The 21,239-nt window shown below is 46.3% G+C and carries 17 protein-coding genes and 1 pseudogene; 9 read left to right on the forward strand and 9 right to left on the reverse strand.

Annotation, left to right across the window (positions count from 1 at the left end; genetic code table 11):
- Positions 1 to 276 precede the first annotated feature (276 nt).
- From P2G85_RS06560 to P2G85_RS06570, 3 genes are read left to right on the forward strand one after another with little or no spacing between them, the layout of a single operon-like run.
- Complete coding sequence (locus P2G85_RS06560; RefSeq protein WP_275863304.1) at positions 277 to 1,812, forward strand: response regulator; 1,536 nt, start codon at positions 277 to 279, stop codon at positions 1,810 to 1,812.
- Positions 1,813 to 1,826: 14 nt separating this feature from the next.
- On the forward strand, positions 1,827 to 2,156 hold the full coding sequence (locus tag P2G85_RS06565; protein WP_275863305.1) for an Hpt domain-containing protein: 330 nt from the start codon (positions 1,827 to 1,829) through the stop codon (positions 2,154 to 2,156).
- A gap of 55 nt (positions 2,157 to 2,211) precedes the next feature.
- Positions 2,212 to 2,403, forward strand: coding sequence for a hypothetical protein (locus P2G85_RS06570; protein WP_275863306.1), 192 nt, complete (start codon positions 2,212 to 2,214; stop codon positions 2,401 to 2,403).
- A 46-nt stretch (positions 2,404 to 2,449) separates the two neighbouring features.
- On the opposite strand, the gene P2G85_RS06575 is transcribed toward P2G85_RS06570, so the two are convergent.
- The 3 genes from P2G85_RS06575 to P2G85_RS06585 form a co-directional block, all read right to left on the reverse strand.
- Positions 2,450 to 4,135: a SpoIIE family protein phosphatase gene (locus tag P2G85_RS06575; protein ID WP_275863307.1), complete on the reverse strand. Its 1,686-nt coding sequence runs from the start codon at positions 4,133 to 4,135 to the stop codon at positions 2,450 to 2,452.
- A gap of 13 nt (positions 4,136 to 4,148) precedes the next feature.
- The gene (locus tag P2G85_RS06580) at positions 4,149 to 4,418 is read right to left on the reverse strand and encodes a hypothetical protein (RefSeq protein WP_275863308.1); all 270 of its coding nucleotides are present in this window, start codon (positions 4,416 to 4,418) and stop codon (positions 4,149 to 4,151) included.
- A gap of 244 nt (positions 4,419 to 4,662) precedes the next feature.
- Positions 4,663 to 5,277 carry a glutathione S-transferase N-terminal domain-containing protein gene (locus P2G85_RS06585; RefSeq protein WP_275863309.1) on the reverse strand — a complete coding sequence of 205 codons (615 nt, stop codon included), beginning with the start codon at positions 5,275 to 5,277 and terminating at the stop codon, positions 4,663 to 4,665.
- Between the two features lie 119 nt (positions 5,278 to 5,396).
- Between P2G85_RS06585 and P2G85_RS06590 the strand changes: the two genes are divergently transcribed.
- Positions 5,397 to 5,984, forward strand: a complete 588-nt coding sequence (locus P2G85_RS06590; RefSeq protein ID WP_275863310.1) for a TetR/AcrR family transcriptional regulator — start codon at positions 5,397 to 5,399, stop codon at positions 5,982 to 5,984.
- The gene (locus P2G85_RS06595) at positions 5,974 to 6,396 is read left to right on the forward strand and encodes a PPC domain-containing DNA-binding protein (protein WP_275863311.1); all 423 of its coding nucleotides are present in this window, start codon (positions 5,974 to 5,976) and stop codon (positions 6,394 to 6,396) included. Before P2G85_RS06590 ends, P2G85_RS06595 begins: the two co-directional genes overlap by 11 nt.
- Positions 6,397 to 6,772: 376 nt before the next feature.
- Here P2G85_RS06595 and P2G85_RS06600 read toward each other — a convergent pair whose 3' ends face one another.
- Both P2G85_RS06600 and P2G85_RS06605 read right to left on the reverse strand, forming a co-directional pair.
- Positions 6,773 to 7,678, reverse strand: a complete 906-nt coding sequence (locus P2G85_RS06600; protein ID WP_275863312.1) for a dienelactone hydrolase family protein — start codon at positions 7,676 to 7,678, stop codon at positions 6,773 to 6,775.
- Between the two features lie 331 nt (positions 7,679 to 8,009).
- Positions 8,010 to 8,444 (reverse strand): N-acetyltransferase, encoded by a 435-nt coding sequence (locus P2G85_RS06605; RefSeq protein WP_275863313.1) that lies wholly within the window; start codon positions 8,442 to 8,444, stop codon positions 8,010 to 8,012.
- Positions 8,445 to 8,938: 494 nt separating this feature from the next.
- Between P2G85_RS06605 and P2G85_RS06610 the strand changes: the two genes are divergently transcribed.
- The 4 genes from P2G85_RS06610 (at position 8,939) to P2G85_RS06625 (ending at position 15,287) form a co-directional block, all read left to right on the forward strand.
- The gene (locus P2G85_RS06610) at positions 8,939 to 11,059 is read left to right on the forward strand and encodes an EAL domain-containing protein (protein ID WP_275863314.1); all 2,121 of its coding nucleotides are present in this window, start codon (positions 8,939 to 8,941) and stop codon (positions 11,057 to 11,059) included.
- Positions 11,060 to 11,250: 191 nt separating this feature from the next.
- Complete coding sequence (locus tag P2G85_RS06615; protein WP_275863315.1) at positions 11,251 to 12,507, forward strand: aromatic amino acid transport family protein; 1,257 nt, start codon at positions 11,251 to 11,253, stop codon at positions 12,505 to 12,507.
- A 546-nt stretch (positions 12,508 to 13,053) separates the two neighbouring features.
- Entirely contained in the window at positions 13,054 to 14,928 is a 1,875-nt protein-coding gene (locus P2G85_RS06620; protein ID WP_275863316.1) for a tetratricopeptide repeat-containing diguanylate cyclase, read from the forward strand.
- Between the two features lie 23 nt (positions 14,929 to 14,951).
- Entirely contained in the window at positions 14,952 to 15,287 is a 336-nt protein-coding gene (locus P2G85_RS06625; RefSeq protein WP_275863317.1) for a hypothetical protein, read from the forward strand.
- Between the two features lie 82 nt (positions 15,288 to 15,369).
- Here the strand turns inward: P2G85_RS06625 and P2G85_RS21500 are convergent.
- The 4 genes and pseudogenes from P2G85_RS21500 to P2G85_RS06650 all read right to left on the reverse strand — a co-directional run bounded on the left by P2G85_RS21500 (position 15,370) and on the right by P2G85_RS06650 (position 20,850).
- Positions 15,370 to 16,250 (reverse strand): annotated as a pseudogene (locus tag P2G85_RS21500) (alkaline phosphatase).
- A 162-nt stretch (positions 16,251 to 16,412) separates the two neighbouring features.
- A complete protein-coding gene (locus P2G85_RS06640) occupies positions 16,413 to 17,342 on the reverse strand; it encodes an SRPBCC family protein (protein WP_275863320.1) in 930 nt (309 codons plus the stop codon).
- Between the two features lie 154 nt (positions 17,343 to 17,496).
- The gene (locus tag P2G85_RS06645; RefSeq protein WP_275863321.1) at positions 17,497 to 19,602 is read right to left on the reverse strand and encodes a methyl-accepting chemotaxis protein; all 2,106 of its coding nucleotides are present in this window, start codon (positions 19,600 to 19,602) and stop codon (positions 17,497 to 17,499) included.
- Positions 19,603 to 19,806: 204 nt separating this feature from the next.
- Entirely contained in the window at positions 19,807 to 20,850 is a 1,044-nt protein-coding gene (locus P2G85_RS06650) for a Preprotein translocase subunit SecY (RefSeq protein WP_275863322.1), read from the reverse strand.
- Positions 20,851 to 21,239: the final 389 nt, after the last annotated feature.

Here is a 21,239-nt window from a genome sequence, read left to right on the forward strand (position 1 = left end):
TAAGTAGAGTTGATCAAGCCTTAATTCCCAGAACAGCATCCACTAAACTGATGAAAAACGCAACTAAATTGTACCACCCAGCACAACATAATGTTTTCTTTTTCAGAGTGTTAGATTTAAGTAAGTCAATAAGCAGTATAAACACCGTGAAACTTTGCTGTCTTGCGCCTGACCTTATCCTCCGGCCAAGTACTATCTCTCCGCGCCAACTTGCTGATATGCAATCAAACGATTATATTTAAAATAGAGGTCATGTACGCAGGGGGTTTTAATGTGGTGACGGGAAATATACGTGTTGATAATATCAATATCCTTGTGATTGATGACAGCCCGAGCGCTGTAACACTCATCAAAGATCAATTGGTAGCAATTGGGGCGGACAAGACACGGATTACCTGTGCACACACGCCTGCTGTTGCCCTTCAAGCGGTAAAAACACGTTTCTTTCCGCTCATTATATTAGACTACCACCTCAACTCCGGGATGACCGGCTTAGACCTTTTAAACCTCATGTCCCGAACCAGGCTCATTTCCGACATGACTGCTGTACTGATGGTTTCCGGAGACGCAAGCCTTGAAACCGTACTGACCGCATTATCCGGGCGCGTAAGGTTTATGCTGACAAAGCCTCTACAAACCAAAGCACTGCAAAGCAAAATAATGGCCACGTTACGGGCGCAACAAACCCTGGCCGACGTCATCGCAAACCTGAGATTCTACGAGCATTTGACTCTGGATGATATCCTTTCTATCCATGAACAACACCATGGTGACATCAGTGTAGAAGCAGCGCTGATTGATTTCCTGATTAAGGAAAACCACATTGACTTACTCGAGGCTCTGCTACCGAGCTGCAACGGCAAAACCCATGCAAGCCTGGTGTGCGCGCAAGCGTTTTTGCTTCACCGCCAGGGTAAAGAAACTCAAGCGATCACATTATTATCTGATTTCGTAATACAAAACCCGTTGTGTTTACGTGCGTTAGATAACTTGACCGGCCTATATGAAAGTTTGGGACAGTACAACAACGCCATGAGTATGGCCTACCGCGCCTTTAAGCTCACCCCCAGCAATAGCAGTCGAATGCTCACAGCCACACGTATTGCAAATAAACTCGGTCAGTTAGATCAACTGTACAAAATTGGTCACTGCTTCGCCTGCCATCTTTCTCCGACCGATTCACAATGGCTGCCTTCAATCAGTACTTACGTCGAGTATATGATCCAGCACTTCGATAAAATGCCCTCCAGACAGGAGAAGCGAACCTTACTGAAGAAGCTCAACGATTTCTGTTTAATCGTCCAGCAGCACCTCAGTGAGTCGAAACAAAATGACTTACATGCATTTAAACAATTGATTCAATGCAAATTATTCATTGCCGAATCACGATTTCCGCAAGCACACAAAAAGTTGTTATTAGGACTGAGTTACTACTACAAACAACCAAAAAGAATGCCACTTACCATGATTAAACAAGCGATACCTCTGCTGGATTCTTTTGGTGAGTTTGCGATAAAGCAAAGCCTGACAGACCTGATATCTAACCGGCTGGAACTGCCCGACACCCCACCACTGAACTCTGTCAGTACAGAAGTTTGCTATGCAGACCGATATCCGTTTTCATCTGAACTCAAACTAAAGTTCCTGGCAAGTATAGATCCACAGCAATCCGCCCCGCCAGAGATAAAAACAACGCTTGAGTCACTGGCAGGGTGCCCACTACCTCCTAATTGGGCATTGTGGCTTAACGATTTCAGGAGTGGGCATTACCCTTCCCAGTTACCTCAGCCGTTCGATATGGCTGCGACTTAAATGAGGAAAGCGATATGATTGACTTCGACGAACTCCGCAAACGGATGGACCACGACCTCATGTTCCTCACCCTTCGTGACTACAATAACGACTATTCTGACGGACCAGGCCAGATTAATAAGCTTTACCAATCAAAGAGCTGGTCATCGTTATTTCTTCTGGCACACAGTTTAAAAACCATATTAGTCAGTTTGGGAGAACAGACGGCCACCCGCTCATTAGCGCGGATCGAAACAAACACCAGCAACGATGTTGCTCCCAACCTTGCAGACATTGAACTTATCAACACAGAATTACGTACCATCAATACCCAAATCAAAAAATATTTAATGCGCATGGACTAAGCGTTTTGCCAATTTCATTCTAAAATGAAGTAGATGACTTAATGGAACAGGAATTATGAACGGAACACACTTTAAGGCGTTACTCGAATCGGTCAAAGATTTGACTCCAGCGCAAAAGCGTCACCTGATCTGCCAGACCAAAATGTCCTTAAAGCATGAAGAGGACATAACGTCTATTGCTGAATTACTCACGAGTGAAGAGCTCGAAGCATTGTTGGGACTACAAAATGTATCAGCAACCAAATAAGTAGCCACCGCGTTAAGGGGTACAGCCGGTTTGCACTCTTTCCAGGCTATTGCTCCGTCCCTCTTCGGCCTTCTTTAGTTAATTGGTAAGTACTTTTTTTGATTGAATTACTGAGTAGAAATTGATCCATCAAATTTGCAACTATCATCAACCCACGCCCAGAAACCGTGAAGCTGTTTAAATTCTCAACATTTGGCGCCACGATTGCCGACTGGATAGCAGCAAGAAACTCCTCTTTTGCCATAGGTTCGCCATAGTGTGCCACCTCCGTTCGCACGATTATCCGCTGCGCAGTATTTTCAGTCTCACATCTCAACGTCACCCACTGCCCCTCTTGCTCTTTGTAAGCATGCAGAAACGCGTTGTTCATTAACTCAACCACGCACAGTTCAAACTGCTGGCACATCTCCTCTGATACACCACAAAGCCGCAAATAATCGGCTATCTCTCTGCCCGCTGACCGGGAGGCTGAGAATGAACTAATGTACCTACGTTCAAAAGCCGTAAGCGGGGTCTGAGCGGTAATCGGATGCCTGTTGTCATCCCACTGCGCCAGTAACAGGCACATATCATCATCCACACATCCTCCCCCTTGCCATTCCAGGATCTGGTCAATGACATACTGCGTTTGTTGTTCAAATACAACAGAACCGGCACTTGATATCGCATTGCTCAGACGCTGCTGGCTGTAGAGCTCTTTACTACGTTTGGCTTCTGTCAGCCCGTCGGTGTATAACCACACCTGATCTCCGCGAGACAGCCGCACTGAACCACCAGCGTAAACTGCGCCCTCAAACACCCCGACGGCAAAGTTATCATGGCCAACCTGGTCAATCTGAGTCTGGTTATTTTTTTGCCACAGAATACGAGGGTGACCGGCGGTGCAATAACGAAACTCTCCGGTTCGGGTGTTTAACACCGCATAAGCAATGGTGAAATATAGTTGGTTATGCGGTGTCTGCTGGTAGCGTCGGTTAAGCCTCTCAACAACCTTTTCTGGTCTGCTTATCTTAAATTTGAGGCCATCAGGTTCCGGTTCCATCGTCAACGCTTCAGCGGCCTCGCGCTGGGATAACGTCTGCTGAATTGAAAAAGACAGCAGTGCCGAAGCAATACCGTGGCCAGCCACATCAAGCACATACATCGCAACGTGTTCCGCATCTAACGCCATGTACCCAAGCATGTCTCCGCCGATGTGGGCACAGGGCCGATGGACATAGGAAAAATGCACGTCATTCAGCCTACTGTCTGTTGGCAGCAACTGGGATATAAGATCACCCGCGGCGGCCAAATCCTGGCGAATAGTTTGGTAGGCATGATTAAGCTGATGATTAACGTCCGTCAGCGAGTTATGCAACGCCAGCGTTCTAAACCCGGCCCGGATGCGCGCCTGTAATTCTTCCACTGGTGTTTTCTTATCAATAAAGTCATCGGCTCCGGAATCAATACCCTCAATCACTGAGATTTGGTCATTTCTCGAAGAGAGCAGCACAAAGAAAACATAACGCTGAAAGTCACCTGATTTAAGCTGTTTACACAGCTCAATACCGCTTATCCCCGGCATCATCAAATCACTTAAGACAAACTGGATATCGCGCCGCACAGTCATTATATCCAATGCCACTTCACCATTTTCTGCACAAACGACTTCATAGCCTTGCTTTTCTAATGCACTACACAAGTAGAGCAACACTGTCTGGCTGTCATCGACGAGCAATATCGTATTCTTCATCGCTGAAAGTCGTTCACTCCGTAGTAATGGTAGTCAATTGCATGCGGTCCTCACCTCGATAACGAATATAATCCTCAACCATCAGTTGGTGCTGATAGCGAGTATATGACAGCGCTTCGTTAGCGATTAACAGTTGGTTCTCTTTCTCAATCAATTGCCCCTGCAGGATGTTGATTCTATTAGCTTGGTCGGTATAACTGAAGTAGAACGCGGCAATGCCAAATAGGCTGATAACCAGCAGCGATACCAAGATAGTGTTGATGCTTTTAGCTTGAATACCCATAACGATTCCATCCTATGCTGAGTGAGCCTCCACCCACTATGTATATTGCAGTGATAAAAACGCAGGCGATGCCCCGTATGAGCCAAAAGAAGTTGCTATGAATTCATTGTTATATGCAAACAAGTATAGTGTAGTGTCTGGCAGAATCGAGAAAAAGTGACTCTACCTTGTTCACTGAATTGCAGCAAAATGTGGAGTTAGTAGTGATTGAGCAATCAACACAACCACTACGAGAGGCAGGTCATTAGGCCTGGAAAGCCGGTCTGGCGCTGATTAAATGATACCAGCGAGCAATGTGGGGAAATTCTTTCAGGACCGCAAGATTTAGCCCTTTTTCGACAAAACCAACAAAGACAAACCCGGTAATATCGACAATGGTGAACTTGTCACCTGCAATGTACGGGCTCTGCTCAAGCCGCGACTCCAGAAGCGGTAAAAATTCTATCACACGTTTTCTTGATTCTTCCCCCCAGGCAGAAACGCAGGTTTCCCGGTCGCGATAAATTTCAGTCAGGTTTCTAAAAGCTTGAAATGCCGTGTAGAGTCCCTGAAACTCTACAATGCGATGCCACATTTCCACTTGTGCTTTATGCAGGGGAGTATCACCAAAAAGCGCACAGTCATTAACAAACTGCTGATCTAAATAGCGGCAAATGGCAACGCTTTCACATATCGTCATGCCATCATCTAACTCTAGTAACGGCACTTTACCATTGACGCTTTTATCGCTGAAAGGCGGTATCAGATTGTCACCATCCCTGACATTTACTGCTACCCGATCCAGTTCACCACCAATCTCACGAAGGAAAATATTCACTCGTTTGCAGCTTGGTGTCATTGCCGTTTCATAGAGCTTCATCTCACATCCTTTTTCTTTATCTGACCAAGCGGTTAGATTATACTTTAGACAGTTTATAAATAATCCGTCAACACCGCCTGCCCTTGATTTTAGTCTTCGTTACTTAAATAGGATACACCATGGCGAGAAAGCCCAATTTCGACCGTGAAGAAAAACTGTTACTCGCAATGGAGCTGTTTTGGCGTAAAGGCTTCGCACGCACTTCGATATCCGACCTGACCGAAGAGTTAAACATCAACCGCTTTAGTCTGTATAACACCTATGGCGATAAGCAACAGTTATATTATGAAGCGCTTGATACATACCTCAAAAAGGTTTCGCTCCCCTCACTCATACCATTAGAACAAGAAGGAGCCTCTCTCGGTGAAGTGGAAGCTTTCCTTAACGCTTTCGCCAACAAGCAAATACAGAATACACACGGATGTTTTATCCAGAATGCGTTGGTTGAGCATGCCGGGGACGATACAGATGTATTGCGCAAAGGACACTTTTTGTTTAATCACCTGTTAGAAACTATTGGCGATGCACTGGCTAACGCCCAACAGCAAGGCTTAGTTACCACAAGACTGAGTTCGATGGATCTGGCCAAACTTATTCTTAGCCAAATCCAAGGCATGCGGATGCTGGGTAAAGCAGAGCGTTACACTGATTTGAATGCAGCGTTAGAAGCGCTACTAACCTTAATTAAGAGTTCTTATGACAATTAAAATATATGCAACACGCCTGACACGTGGCTGCGACTTAAAACAGAGCATTAGTGATATGGTCAAGGCGAACCAGATTAAGGCCGGATCTGTTGCCTCTTGCGTTGGATGTGTCTCGCGTTTAAACATTCGCTTAGCTGGTGCAAATAGCGAACTGGTACTCGAAGAGCCTCTGGAAATTGTCTCTGTGATGGCAACACTCACCCCTGCTCACCAGCACATACACATTGCCGTATCAAAACAAAATGGCCAAGTCATTGGCGGGCACTTGTTGGCGGGGACGATAATCGACACCACGGCAGAGTTGATCCTGCATGGTTATCCTCAGCTTGAATTTTCTCGCCAGTTTGACGACTGTACCGGCTATACCGAACTCGAAATCACACCGGCAACTGCAGACCAAACTTCTGACTGAGTCACCAGAGATCATGTCAGCACTCTGCCATGTTTAGGTGATCAACGTTTAAGTGATCAACTTGCATAAAAAAAAAAAGCGCTAATGCTCCGAAGAACAGTAGCGCGTTGCCACCCCTGCAGTTATCGTCGTTAAATAACCGGGTTAAGCGATTCAACAATAAACCCGTTATTTGTAATACAAATCATATGCCAAATGTTTATATTGCTTAATTTCAACCACTTACACTAAGATACATCATCAGGAATGGATCTTTTGCATTATGTTTGTGCATGCCGCACCAAAAAAGCAGATGGTTTCATATACAATATAAAGCTGTTTTTTACCCACTGGTGCTATTGAGATAACGAGACAACCAACTCAGAACCTAATCGACTCATAAGAGATGTTGGTTGAAGAACTCAAGGGTTCTTTGCCATGCCAACTCTGCTTCTTCCGGTGCATAGCGGCCAGTCGAGTCATTGTGAAAACCATGATTCACATTGTCATACATCATCGCCTGATAGTTCGCACCCATCGCTTTGAGGTCTTTTTCATACTCCGGCCATGTTGCATTTACCCGCTTATCCAAACCTGCAAAATGGAGCAACAGCGGCGCGCGGATGCCCTGACGAATCTCTTTGGCGGCAGGAGTGCCGTAAAATGGCACGCCAGCGTTAAGTTGTTGCTCCATCACGGCAGCTAACATATTGACTATATATCCTCCGAAGCAAAATCCAACCGCGCCAAGCTTGCCATTACCATTAGGATGGCGCTTGATGAACTCCGCTGCGGCGATAAAGTCCTGCTCGATTTTGGCTCGATCAAGGCTTTTTTGCATACGGCGGCCCTCGTCATCGTTACCGGGGTAGCCGCCGAGCGGGTAAAGCGCATCCGGAGCAAAGGCAATAAACCCGGCTTTCGCCAGACGTCGGGCGACATCTTTAATGTAGGGATTCAGACCCCGGTTTTCGTGGATCACCAGCACAGCAGGAGCAATCAGACTATCTTTTTTTGGTACCACCAGATAACCATGTCCCTCTCCATGTCCTTGTGGCGAAGAGAACTTCTCATAACTGGCAAGGATAGCGGGATCATTAAATGACACTTGAGCCGCTTTAGCATAATCAGGAGTCAACGCCTCAAGCATGACTACCATGCTAAAACCCAAGGCGACCAGCCCGGAAAGTCGATGCAGAAATTCTCGCCGATCGATCTTGCCATGCGCATATTCATCGTACCAATCGAATGCTTCTTGTGGAATAGGATGGTGATGCGGTTGATTACCTACCTTGTGAGTCATACCCATTGTCCTGCCCTCTTCTGATTGATCGAAAAATATCGATTAGCAAGACAATAGATAAAGAATCAGGAATCAACAAATATTGCTCCCGGCACAAACAGAGCCGTTAATGACTATGGAAGACATTTTTCCAACCGTGATATCCTTACACCGAACAATAGAGTGACAGCCGAAGAGCCGACAATCGTGCTGGAAAACATCAGTTTAAAATAATACCAGCAATGTCCCTATTACATATTTATTTCATATTCATAGGCTTAATTTTGAAATTTCTTCATACATAATAAAATACTTTCCGGAAAATGTCTGGAGCCGGTTATATGCAAAATTACTAACGCTTTAAAACCATAACCACACGAATTTCTTCATCTCCGAAATAATTGACTCCTTTGGCAACAACATAAAAGCCAAGCGATTCATAAAGTGCTAACGCAGCCACATTAGCCGGGTCGACCGTTAGTTTGATTGTAATATTGGCAGGTAATGATGAAATAGCATGAATCATTAACTGTCGGGCGATACCCTGACCACGATAATGCGTATCAACAGCAAGTGAGAGCACCCAAACCACACCGGGCTCATCGCTGTTAACAACGAGAACATATCCCATGATGGTGTCATTTGCTCTCGCGACAAGCAAGCCCTGCCGCCAACAGTCATAAGCCTGACGAAAGAAGAACCTCGGATACGCATGACCGCCAAACAAGCTGGACTCTAACTCAAAGATGGCGGAAAGGTCTTTTTTTGTTGCGCAAGCAATTTGCATGGTTTACCCCAAATCGTAAAATTTTGACCATGGTAAAAGCTTATTTTAAATAAAACTATATATATCAATAAAATATACATAGAAGCTTCCACATTAAGCTTAGAAAGCTATGTCGGTTCAATCTAACTCACTCACAAACACCAACCGGGGCAATGATATTTAGTTGCTAAATGCCACTCTTTTGGTCAATAATCCGCCCCCTTAAAAAATAAAAATATTAATCATCTGACCGGATGGTGTGCATATCCATGTCAGATCAAACGTAGTCTGAACTCAGCCTGGAGCTGTGCAGGAGTCAGTCATTGACGCTACGTACATTAGATACCTTTGCTTTCCGTGTATGGAGGCGTTTTTCTATGAGTTTTCAGTTTAAGTAGTGGGTAATGTCGATATCTAAGCTCAAACATAGCGGTCGGTTTCTGAATAAGAAACGAACGTGGCAACGTGCCAGAAGCCAGTTATTCCTATTTTTTGCGATTCAAGTAAGCTTCCGTTTGTCTGATCTATTTGTGATCACAGCAGATCGCGTTCACGTACTGTCTTTTACCGCAGCGTTCGTTGTCGCCGCACTATTACGCTATCGATGGCGAGCCATTCCTGCAATAAGTAGTGGCCTGTTTTGTCACTACCTGTTTGTCTCCGGCAGAGGCTGGGAAGTCGCATTGCTTTTTGCCTTCGCCCTGCCGCTTCTGCCCATGGCATTCTGCACCCTCTATCAACGATTGGTGAAAACAGCGGATGCCTATAACTTCACGCTAAAGTTTGGTTATTACCTTGCCGTATTGGGTATACTCTACCCTGTGGCGAATACCGCTATGCTGTGGTCTTTCAGCCTGTTATTGGACTGGCCGACCACGAGTTCTCTTGCGTTTATTTCCTACTCCGTATTAAGCGGCATCCTCACCCATATCATGCTCACACCAGTGGTCGCCGTTGGCTTCAGTTACGTGTTGGATACGCGTAAGTTGCTGTATGCGTCACTTGATCGTGCCATGCGTCAAGCCAATCCAAACCAATTACAGTTCAGAGTTTGGCTGGCACTTTGTGGTATTTTATTGCTCGTTGGGCTGTTTACACAAAACACGCTAGCACTTAATACCACCAGCCTTATGATTCTTTGCCTGGTTGGATTTGGACTGGGGAAATTTGGTTTGCTCATTCCGATGGTCATTTCCATACTCACACTGTTAAGTTGTATCGAGAGCGTTGTTGCACGCTATAACCAAGGGTTTATTGAACAGCAAGTACTCTACGAAGTTCTGTTGGTTCTATTTGTGTTATCGATGCTGATTTTTATGCTAGGTGCTCACACGGTTAAGAATTTCGTCACCACACGAAATGCGATCCTCAGAGAACGGGTAGACACCTATACCGGAATGTACAACCTTGCTCAATTAAAGGAAGACATCGCCGACAACCCCAGTATCGTTCTGCTTTATCTGGATCTCAAACCAACGTTATCTAAACTCAATGGGTTAGGCCATCGAGGCCAGGCTCAACTAATGAAACAGCTGAGCAACTTTTTAACCACACGTACACCGGATATAAAACGCTGCTATCTGCCGCCTTTTGCCAGTGGTCTGGTGTGCTCGGTGCCCTATTCACCGTGGATTGAGAGCAAACTGTCCCAGTTGAGCGCGCTGCTTGACCAGTTCCACTTTTACTTTGAAGGTTCTTCCATTCGGCTGGTTAAACACACCATTCACTGCACCAAAGTAACTCCCGGACAAGATGTTGGCCGAACGGTCTCCCACCTGTGTGACGAGATTAGCGAAGATAAAATCAGAATTAACTGGCTAAGTCCGGTTGCCACCGAGCAGACAAAACTCGATAAGCTAAGCTTTATTCAAAATTGCTTCCGGAAAAATAAATTTGAGCTGTATTGTCAGCCCTACCTGCCACTGGGGAATAACACTGTCGGTGCCTATTTTGAAGTATTGCTGCGTCTGAACAATGATGACCAATCGACGCTTCCTCCTGCGGAGTTTTTCCCTCTGATCAACGAGTTTGGCCTGGAGACAGAACTTGATGAATGGGTGATCAATAAAACCTTTGAAACATTGAATGGCTCAATTGACGACTGGGATTGTCTGGGTAGATGTTCTATCAACTTGACCGCCAAAGCACTCAATACACAAACCCTTGCCGCCAGCATCAAACAATTGGCAGCCACCCATCACATTCCTATGAGCAAGATATGCTTTGAACTGACGGAGTCTGATGCACTGCGTAACGAATCCATCGCTATTGAAAATATTGCCCTATTGCGCGAGGCAGGGTGCACGATAGCACTCGACGATTTTGGTACCGGTTACGCCTCTTTTGACTACTTGCGCCGGTTACCACTTGATGTACTTAAAGTTGACGGATCATTTGTAAGAAACATGCCTGAGAATGCTCACGACCAAATTATTGTCAGAACCATCAGTCAGGTAGCCAAAAGCATGTCTCTGACTACGGTCGCAGAGTTTGCAGAGTCTCCGGCACACATCAACTTATTAAGGCAGTTGGATATTCAATTTGCACAAGGCTACGGTGTCGCCAAACCTCTCCCGCTGAGCACGCACCTGAAGCACATTAAAGCCACCACAATAGCAACCACCAAAAATAAGTAAAAATACAGTAATTAACTCCAACCAGAACCAGTCAAATTGGCATTAAATGTTGTATATGTGATTTTTTCATAGTTTTTACGTTTACAAAACACAGCAAACAACAGCATTTATCACCAGATACTAAATGTGATATCACTCTCTAAAAAAGCTACCATTCGCAACATTATTATTCTTATATGGGCATTTATAGAGTGAAAGGGTCTTGCAAAACCTTGAATATTAGTGAATTAGGCAAAGTTAATACTTGGACTAAACACGATACACATTGGGTTCTTAGTTTGTTTGGTACCGCGGTTGGCGCGGGCATTTTGTTCTTACCGATCAATTTGGGGATTGGTGGCTTCTGGCCACTGGTTATCATGGCATTGCTGGCTTTCCCGATGACGTTTCTCGCGCATCGAGGCCTGGCACGCTTCGTTCTCTCGTCTAAAAAACACAACGCAGATTTTACCGATGTTGTAGAAGAGCACTTCGGCGCCCAATCCGGCCGTTTGATTTCACTGCTTTACTTTCTTTCTATTTTCCCTATCTTGCTGATTTACGGCGTAGGAATTACCAACACCGTCGATAGTTTTTTGGTGCATCAGATCGGCATGGAACCACTAAACCGAACTCTGCTTTCAGGCGTTTTAGTGTTTAGTCTGATCATGATCATGATGGCGGGTGAAAAAGCGATGCTACGCGCTTTCGCAGTCATGGTTTACCCGCTTATAGCGATTCTGGCGTTTTTGTCTCTGTACCTTATCCCGAGCTGGCAGTCACCGACACTCACCATACCTGAACCCGGCGAACTCGGACACACAATCTGGCTGGCTATTCCAGTGGTAATTTTTTCTTTCAGCCATGCTGCGGCAATCTCCAGCTTCGCCAACATACAACGACGTCACTATGGCGAGCATGCGCAAGCGAAGAGCGAGCACATATTGAGCCGTACCAGCATCATGTTGATTGCCTTTGTGCTGTTGTTTGTCTTTTCCTGCGTGTTGACCCTTTCACCAGAGCAACTGGCAGAAGCCAAACAACAGAACGTATCGGTTCTCTCCTATCTGGCCAACACCACCCACAACCCGTTTCTCACCACTCTGGGACCAATAGTCGCGTTTGTTGCCATCACCTCTTCCTTCCTGGGGCATTTTATGGGAGCGCGTGAAAGCCTAAATGGTTTGATCAGTAAGCACTCTTCACTGACGGCACTCAGCATCGACCGTATAGGCGTCACTGTGATGTTTTTGGCTATCTGGGGCGCAGCGGTTTTAAACCCTAGCATTTTGGGCATGATGGAAGCGTTATCCGGGCCTGTCATCGCGATGATACTATTTATTATGCCGATGATCGCGGTGTACAAGGTGGACAGCCTAAAGCAGTACCGAGGTAAACTCTCGACCATGTTTGTGCTTGTCACAGGTGTTGCGGCGGTGAGCGCCCTGCTATTTAGTTTACTGAGCTAAATGACTTGTGGTTCAGGGGAATACCTTAGTACTCGTATTAAGGTAGTTCCCTGAATGAACGGGCTTGATGAACCGCTAAATTGAAGTAAAGAGGATATCTAAATCAGCGTAAACACACTGGCGATCATCAAAATTGATACGATGCACGTACGGCCAACAATGCCGAAATGGGAAGGTTGAATCATTTCATTATGCATAGGCATACTCCTTAACTTTGATAAATCAGCAGCTATCAGTCTAACTGCTTCGACTCACTAACAATATGCTCAAAAAGCGCCCTCTCTTCAACCCATACAAACATTAAAGTTTTATGACAGTTAAGTGAAATATTCACCACCCCATATTGAGCCCAGATATCACTAGCGGCTAATTTATTCACATAGCAATAAACCACGCTACTGTTACCGCTATAATTTGCCCCGTAATAGAAGGAAGCATAGATAAATAAACGCAGAAAATGATAAACTCGGCGTATTTTCCGACTTTTCAACTTGTTACTGTTAACAGCCTATGCCCGCCCTTATCAGAATCTTGTCTCGCTTGGTTATGCTCCTCGTTGGATTGAGTATCGTACCGCTTAGCTCTGCCGCTCCCGATATCAACCATGATTCACACTACTTAGCGCGACACACCCCGGCAGCAGAACAAGCGACACTTCAACTCTACTTCGATTCAATTAGCAGACCCCGCGCAATACCGGCTTCATCGCTGGACTTTCCTTCGGAACTGTCCCCGCATGCCCAGGCCCTGTACTATTTTGCGCGTATTTACCTTTCGCGTTATGAAGGACTAGCGCAACCGGCGACACCCGACTTGGTGGTTTTCGGTCAAGAGCATAATTTACCCTGGGTGATAGCCGAAGCTAAGTTTAACCAAGCGCTGGAGTTAATCGAGGCCGACGAACTCTGGCGCGGAGAACTGCTACTGCATGACGTTATCAGCCTTGCCCGTGACATTGGTTACCAATCTTTGCAGGGCCGCGTATTTCGCTGGTTAGGCAATGCTGAAGTTGCCCGCTCCCAGCTAAAAACCGGGTTACGCTACTACCTTTCGGCCTACAAACTGCTTAAAGGCTTTCCGTTTGAAATTCAGGAAGCGATGACACTCAACAACATCGCGACAGTCTATATGGACACATCTGACTGGCCAAAGGCGCTGACCTACATTGACAAAGCATTCCAAACTTATTTGGACGAAGCAAATCAGTTCGATAACAGTCTTTTCCTTGCCATCATGAATGCGAATAAAAGCGTGATAAAAGCAGCGTTAGGCTACCATGAAGAATCAGAGCACTACTTTAATCAAGCGCTCAAGCTCTCTATGGAGACGGGCTCAGCACGTATTAAGCACACATCGCTATCCAATTTTTCTCAGCTAATGAGTTCTGCCGGAAAGTTGGATGAAGCATATACCCTGGCTGAACGTTGTCTGTCGCTGCCTAATCCCAGTCATAATAACGCTATCAAAAACGCCTGTTACGAAGCGTTGGCCCACGCGTATTTGGCTGATAAGGACTACGCCAAAGCCATAGAGAGTGCCAACCGAGTACTGGATAAAATAGGCTCAACGGTGGTGAACGGCACAAGTCAGCGAATTAGTATGTTGTCAGTATTGGTTGACGCCTATCAGGCACAAAAAAACTATGAGTCCGCTTTCCACCTCCTGGCTCAGCTACGCCAGTTAGAGCAGGAGTTTACGTCGCATATCCATGGAGATGAAATGCTGACCACGAAGTTTGACCTGGAAACCAAACTGGCCCAGCAGGAACTCAAGTTGCTTACCGCAGAGAACGCGCTGCAAGCGGCGGAACTTAGCTCGCAACGTTACCGCGAGGGGGCTTATTTCCTGGCCTTTACTGTGATCGTCATTTGGGGGCTACGCCGCATTCGCCAGATCAAAGCGGTCAACCAGACACTTAAACAGCAGAACTTCATTGACCCTTTAACCGAATTACACAACCGGCGATATTTACAACGCTGGATCGCTCAAATGGCAAAAGGAAGCCCTTATCGTACCTTCTCATTAGCCGTGATTGATATTGATCACTTCAAGAATATTAACGACCAACACGGCCATGATATCGGCGATAAAATGCTTAAACACGTCTCGTCCGTATTAGAAAATTGCACACGTTCAAGTGATCTGTTAGTACGCTGGGGCGGTGAAGAGTTCGTCCTGCTGTTTGAAACGCCCCACGCAGAAAAATGCGTACAATGCTTAGAACGATTGAGACTTGCCGTTGAAAACGAGTCACTTGTGGTTGACGATAAAACCCTAAAAGCGACAATCTCACTTGGTGCAGTAGACAAACACACCGCCGAGAGCTATGCAACTCAATGGGACACGCTTTTTCTCCAGGCCGATCAAGCTCTATATCAGGCCAAAAAAGCGGGAAGAAACCGGTTCATGATTAACCACTAATAAGAAAAAGATACACTAAGCCTATGATTAAGCCTTTTATTTTGCTCAGCATTACCAGTTTGTCACTTGTTGGCTGTTCCAATCAGCAAGCGGCACAAATGGGCATGCGCGGCAGCAGCGTCAATGTTTATGCCCCACAAATGAGCAACACCCAGCTGTGTGAAACACTTTATTACCAGCGTCCGACCAACCAGACCAAAGTATCCATCGGGGCAGAATTTAACCGCCGGGGCCTGAATAAAAAGTGGTGTGATAACGAGCAGAAGAAATGGTATATAAAAAAGTTGGCCGATGCTGTTACAAAAAAAACGAAACTGAAATCCTCATCGCCTGACGTAAGCTTACTGCCGGAAGCCTGATTCTGGCCCGCCCCCCCAAGCAACAGGCAACAGGCAACAATTAAGCCCAGGTTTTCTCCTGGGCTTTGTTTGGCGACGAGCACTATTGGATATAATTGATTAAATGCAAAGCAATGTCCGTATTCTCTTGCGCTCCCCTAAAGGCCTCAAAGCCTCTTCCGTAAGCAAATACCTGTACATCATGCCCCGTATGACCTCCAGTCGTCCATCCAGTGTAACTTTGCCGGTTAATCACCTGATTAACCGCAGATAGCAGGGCTTTTTCCGTCATACTTACGAGCCGGGTTGGATTATCATCAAGCGCAAACGGTAGTGCTTTATTGGCAAACAAACCTATTGCAGGCAAAGCATCCAGAGTACTGAGTTGACTGAACTCATTCAGGTACCGGTACCCTTTTGCCTGAAACTCTTCGGTTAAGTTGCGATCCTCCCGCACAAAATAACGTATCCCCCACCCAGCATCAAATCAACTGGCGGCTTACCGCGGATGGTGTTATCCAGGTAATCATCCGCTATCTGTTTATAATTTTTACGAAATTCATTATGTGCCGCAAAACTGGCCGGCGTAGCATGGTTAATCTGTGACGTTGCTATCAGCGCTGTTGTAATGCCCTGCGCTTTGGCCATCTCCAACATGGTATTGACCGGCTTCTTATTAACATCAACAGCAACCGCCCCGTTATATGTTTTAATGCCACTACTAAGCGCGGTGGCTCCAGCAGCGCTGTCTGTTACGTAGGTATCATCATCAGGATAAGTGCGCGCCATACCGACCAGAATAGAATCAAATACTGTGGTTTCAATTTGGGCTGTGTCCGGGTTATTGGTAAAGTAACGATAGGCGCTGGTGTACGCTGGCCCCATACCATCACCAATCATATAAATAATATTGTGGGGCGTTTCCTTAGCGTGTACCTGAGCGGCCAGCAGGCACGCTGTCATAAGAGAGAGTTTGCTGTTCATAGTTCTTCCGTGAAATGGTATTGGAGGAATCCTGTCAACCTATGCTCCAATACCAGGTCTGTATTGCTGGTAACGCCGTTATCCAACGCATTATGATCAAACCCGACCTTATCATAGCGATATACCACACTATGGCCAGCTGTCATAAAAATGTAATAAGGTTCACTTTTTGAACAGGATCACTTCGGTCATGAGTTCAGCTTCTTCTACGTCAGACGGTGAATTAAGGTAACGCTCGATACCCAGAGGCTTGGTTTTGACCTTGATATTTTTAGCTCGTGCCAGGCTCATGGCCATCGACCAGGCATTACCAAGAAAACGATAAGCGCCTTTGTGCGCCACCACATAGGTTTCACTCTCATCAATGGTCCCGGACACAAAGCCTTGCGGAGCGTTTACGGGGCTTTCTACCGGCAAACATGTTACGAACTCAAAATACTCCCGTTTAATGTCCATCGACAAATAGTAGCTAAAACACACACCATCTGGCTTGATGGTCCCCTTCTCAACCAGGGAAGACAGCCGTTGAATATGCTCTTGCATCATCGGCCCGACCTCGGACAATGTACCGCTACCAGCTACGCCAATGTAGGATATCGGCCCCTGGTCGCGCTCACCCATATCGCTCAGTTCTGACAGCACCCGACCGGTTTCCAGCTGGCTCTTCAGCATGCGCAAGCCACGCTCATAATCCATTGAAATCATAGATTTAAAGATGTTTTTCAGAAAAAACAAAAACCAGGGTACGCGAGATGTCATCTGCCATTCCACGCTACAGCCTTCGGTAGTCGGATTAACCAACAAAGTCACTTTGGCATGGCTTCTGACAGGCCTGAACACTTCCAGTTCCATATCCAGCCGGTGCGGCTGGGTACTCTCCAAAATCACTGTGCCCATGCCAATACGACGACCATTCCACTGATACCCCGCGCCGACATGCCCTTGTTCGTTACTAAAAGTGAGTTCACTCTCCGGCTCCAGAATGATCCACGGTGACCACTGCGGCCAGTTCCTGAAGTCTTTAAGGTAGTCGACAACTTCAGCCTGGGGCCTGCAGATCTCGATAGTACGGCTGACCTGATATGAAAGCATAGCCACTCCTTGTGAAAACGCATTTCTCATGATTTGTTACTATCAGTCTAATTCAAAACCAGAAATTGTCTTGCGGAGTCACCATTTAGTAGGCAAATGATCATCGGCCAGGCCATTACTCTGGCGAAATGGCCCGGCACTTTTCACACACTCACTATACTTCAAACCGTCCGACCAATTGATCCAGTCGCGACAACGAATGTTTCATCAAGTTAGTACGACGCGCAAGCTGTTGAGATTCGCGTTGTAATGTCATGGTAGAACCCGCAGCTTTATCTGCTGTGAGTTTATTGGCTGAACTCATATCGGCCAGCTCCCGGATTGCATCAAACAACTGGCCGACCGAGACCTGCAGTTTTTGGTTATGGTTAGTGTTATCAACTAAGGTAGTGTTCTTCTCGACATTTTCGACCCCTTCTTCCATCAACTGCACCGCCTTAGCGGATTGCTGGTGAAGTTGCTCCATTTGTTGACCGATATTGTGCGCGGCCCTGGCGGTTTTGTCTGCCAAGACTCTCACTTCATCGGCAACCACAGAAAAGCCTCGCCCCTGCTCTCCGGCCCTGGCAGCCTCGATCGCCGCATTCAGTGCCAGCAAGTTGGTTTGCGCCGTGATGTCGGTGATCAACTCAACAATGGTGCCAATCTTACTCATCTCATGGTTCACTGCATTAACACTTTGTGCTGATGTTTTGACCACTGCCTTAATGTTCTCTGCACTCTGGTGGGATTTCTCGTATTCCTGCCGGGCTGACTCTACGGTCTCATTCATCACTTTGTGCATCTCATGCGCATAGTCATTGGCGGCACCAATTTCCGTCACCTGCTGATTCGAGACAGCCAACAAATCGTTGATTGATAATGCGGTTTGATCGCTGTTTTCAGACATACGAATGCTGCAGCGAAACATAGATTCAGAAACCTTGCCCACCTCATTACTGGCAAAAACTAAATCAGAGACGATGCTTTCCAGATTATCAATGAAGCTATTAGTCCAACGGCCCAGATCGCCGGTTTCATCAGCTTTAAACTTAGACGCATCTAAGCGCTGCTTTAAATTTCCATCCCCTTCCGCCAGGGTTTGCATTACAACGGTCATGTTCTTCAAGTTCTCGGCTATCGGCCTGGCGGTCATATAGTGAAACATACCAATCATTACCAGAGCCAGCAGCGTGGCGATCAGCGTACTGAGTTGGTGCGAAACGTAAAACTGCAACACTAAAGGCGCGGCGGTCAAAAGCAACGCCGCCCCAACGAATCGCTGAGTCAGGCGGGCAGCAAGTGAACGATGGCGGTACACTTCTTCCAGATCGGCTTCGCACATCATCCCCCACTTATCTACCGAACCGGGTAATGAAAATGTCACCCCCTTGCCGATCACCGGGATATGGCGATAATCCGAGTAACCGGGGTACTCAACAAACAAGTTACTGCCATTTTTGATCGTTTCCCTGACGCCAGGATGCAAGAGACCGGTGGAGGGATCATTAAACATGACTTCAAACTCGGTGTGATGGCGGATTTTGACTGCCCCCCACTTGGTGCCGATACCTTGTTTCAGGTTTTCGCCGTGGGAAAAAGTATTGTCTTCGAAACGTGAACGGGATAACGCCACTCCCTGCACAATAGACGGATCAAATTTGCTGTCCACCATAAATAGGTAGTTATCACCGGATTCACTGAAAATGTGTCCGGCCTCACGCTGGATCAGGTCACCAATTACATCATTCGGCACCCTGCCACATAAGATGAAACAGGTACCCTGCTCTGTCTTTACAGTCTGGTAGAACATCAGAGTCACGGCATCATGAAATGCAGAACTGGAAGCACCGATTTCAAGGGTAAGCGGATCCACATAAGGTCCATGCAAAAAAGATTGAGCTAGCGCGCGCTCAAAGGCCGCATGACTGACTCCTTTGGAACCAACATGACGAAGATAAGTAGAATGAGAAACCATGCCGTTAAGGTCCAGGAGAAACAACTCTGAAAAGTCTGGATTTCGTTTAAGTAACTTATTCAGTACATCGGGATAGTCGCTTTCCTGCTTAGACTGTAAATAGTATGCTGCGTCCTCAAGAAAACACCACTGATTCTCTGTCCATGACGTTAACAGCTCCACCCGGGTTTGGGCGATGCTTTCAAACGTCTTTTCCAGCATTCCAACCCGGTGGCGGTTTTGATAACACGCCGTTTTCATTACCAGCTTACCGGTTTTCCCAAACCATGGCAGCCAACGTCGTTCAGCGAAGGTTAATTGCATTGTAAAGTCCTTTTATTGTTTTTATTCAACATAATGCAATAACTATTCCCCCTGCCGGAGCTGCCAGTACTTTATTCAAATTCCCCTTTATTACTTAATTTCAACGAGTTTAATTGCACCTAAATAGCGCAAACGCACTATTATTGGGAAGCATAATTTTTCACTGGCATAAAAAAAGAGCACTTGTAATGCTCTTTTTTAAAGCTAGGCTGCGGCCTGTTCACTGCCTATCCAGTGATAATGATGGTTCGCTTTTTTGCCAACCAGCCCCATTTCGCTTAACTGTTCAAATAAATCATCCACCTCTTCTGCGGACAGTTTAAAATGTTTCGCGACCGCTTTCTTAGTGCAGTTTATTTCTCGCTTGTGTATCGCGTCACTGACCTGTTCCTGTAACGTTTTTGGTGTTTCCGGCTCATCATCCTGCTGCAGGATAACTTGTTGCTTCTCTGTAAGGTGGGGCAAATAACCCGCCGGCTCAGGCTCGATATCTCTGACCACGCCAGTCGCCAGTTCACCATAGCGGCCAAAGTATTGGCGGAAACGAAGCTCTTCACCGATCAGGCCAACAAAAAACGCTGCAAAGAAATCCAGCAAAATAGATAAAAATACCACCAGCCCCAACTGCGCCTGTTGCGAAGTGGTTCCGAATGCGTTAGCCAGGCTGTCAATCAAACCAATTACCGAGCCTTGTGTGACCGGCGGCAGGCTATCTCGCTCAGCAGCCAGACGTTGTTGCTCCTCACGCAAGTTTTTGTTCTGTGCCTGAATACGTGTCACACCAGTCGCAATCCGCTCCATTTCGATGTATTTTTCAGCCGCGAGATTGTTCAGCTCGATCTGCTTGTCGATTGCCGCGATCTGTCGGTCATATGCGTCGACTTTAGCCTGTGCTGCGGATATGTGGCCCTGAGCACTGTTAGTCGCACTATTGATCCCGCCAATACTGCCGCCAATGGAAATTGCTGCTAACACCAGATAAAACACCAGCGCTGTTAGTGCGCCCGACAGATTCCGGTGCGCACGGCGCTCCCCATACTCATACCAGGCATAAAACTTTCCTGCCTCAAAGATGATGGCTAAGCCGCCAAACAGCGAGCGCATCATCGGGTTATCATCAATTGATAGAAACAGCAGAAGAGAAAATATGGTTGACGCGATAATTGCCGCACCGGTAAATGCATAAACACTTACCATTGCAAAGCGACCCTTGGGATATCGGTATCCGAGTTGTTGTTCGTATTTCATGGCCGAAATGTCTTAATTAACTGAAATACTCTAGTAACGTCAATTGCGGTATTCCATAACTCTGAATCCCACTTATTACAAGGTCAATAATCAAACGTCATCATCTGCTGCATTAGCAGCATTTTGACACTACATGATTACCAGTGGCAGCCCTAACCCGCAATTTTACGCCGATTCGCGACTTGATGTTACTTTGGTATTTATCAGTATTTAGAGATTACTTGTGTTGATAAAGGTGGGAGAGAATAGCCGATCCATTACTAAATTACTGTCATAAATCGGTTAATGACGTTTAACCGCGGATTTGATCATCAGCTTGCGAACATATTCAACGAAACCCGTTTAAGTTACCGCCAGAAGGGCTCACTTAAATATTAATCTCAACCGGT

Origin of the sequence: Vibrio sp. CAU 1672, from assembly GCF_029223195.1 — a bacterium.
GTDB lineage: Bacteria > Pseudomonadota > Gammaproteobacteria > Enterobacterales > Vibrionaceae > Vibrio.

What these genes read in the sequence shown, in the direction of transcription:
- P2G85_RS06565 (WP_275863305.1), top strand. Translation starts at nt 1,827, where the DNA reads ATGATTGACTTCGACGAACTCCGCAAACGGATGGACCACGACCTCATG.
- P2G85_RS06570 (WP_275863306.1), top strand. Translation starts at nt 2,212, where the DNA reads ATGAACGGAACACACTTTAAGGCGTTACTCGAATCGGTCAAAGATTTG.
- P2G85_RS06575 (WP_275863307.1), bottom strand. Translation starts at nt 4,135, where the DNA reads ATGAAGAATACGATATTGCTCGTCGATGACAGCCAGACAGTGTTGCTC.
- P2G85_RS06580 (WP_275863308.1), bottom strand. Translation starts at nt 4,418, where the DNA reads ATGGGTATTCAAGCTAAAAGCATCAACACTATCTTGGTATCGCTGCTG.
- P2G85_RS06585 (WP_275863309.1), bottom strand. Translation starts at nt 5,277, where the DNA reads ATGAAGCTCTATGAAACGGCAATGACACCAAGCTGCAAACGAGTGAAT.
- P2G85_RS06590 (WP_275863310.1), top strand. Translation starts at nt 5,397, where the DNA reads ATGGCGAGAAAGCCCAATTTCGACCGTGAAGAAAAACTGTTACTCGCA.
- P2G85_RS06595 (WP_275863311.1), top strand. Translation starts at nt 5,974, where the DNA reads ATGACAATTAAAATATATGCAACACGCCTGACACGTGGCTGCGACTTA.
- P2G85_RS06600 (WP_275863312.1), bottom strand. Translation starts at nt 7,678, where the DNA reads ATGACTCACAAGGTAGGTAATCAACCGCATCACCATCCTATTCCACAA.
- P2G85_RS06605 (WP_275863313.1), bottom strand. Translation starts at nt 8,444, where the DNA reads ATGCAAATTGCTTGCGCAACAAAAAAAGACCTTTCCGCCATCTTTGAG.
- P2G85_RS06620 (WP_275863316.1), top strand. Translation starts at nt 13,054, where the DNA reads ATGCTCCTCGTTGGATTGAGTATCGTACCGCTTAGCTCTGCCGCTCCC.
- P2G85_RS06625 (WP_275863317.1), top strand. Translation starts at nt 14,952, where the DNA reads ATGATTAAGCCTTTTATTTTGCTCAGCATTACCAGTTTGTCACTTGTT.
- P2G85_RS06640 (WP_275863320.1), bottom strand. Translation starts at nt 17,342, where the DNA reads ATGCTTTCATATCAGGTCAGCCGTACTATCGAGATCTGCAGGCCCCAG.
- P2G85_RS06645 (WP_275863321.1), bottom strand. Translation starts at nt 19,602, where the DNA reads ATGCAATTAACCTTCGCTGAACGACGTTGGCTGCCATGGTTTGGGAAA.
- P2G85_RS06650 (WP_275863322.1), bottom strand. Translation starts at nt 20,850, where the DNA reads ATGAAATACGAACAACAACTCGGATACCGATATCCCAAGGGTCGCTTT.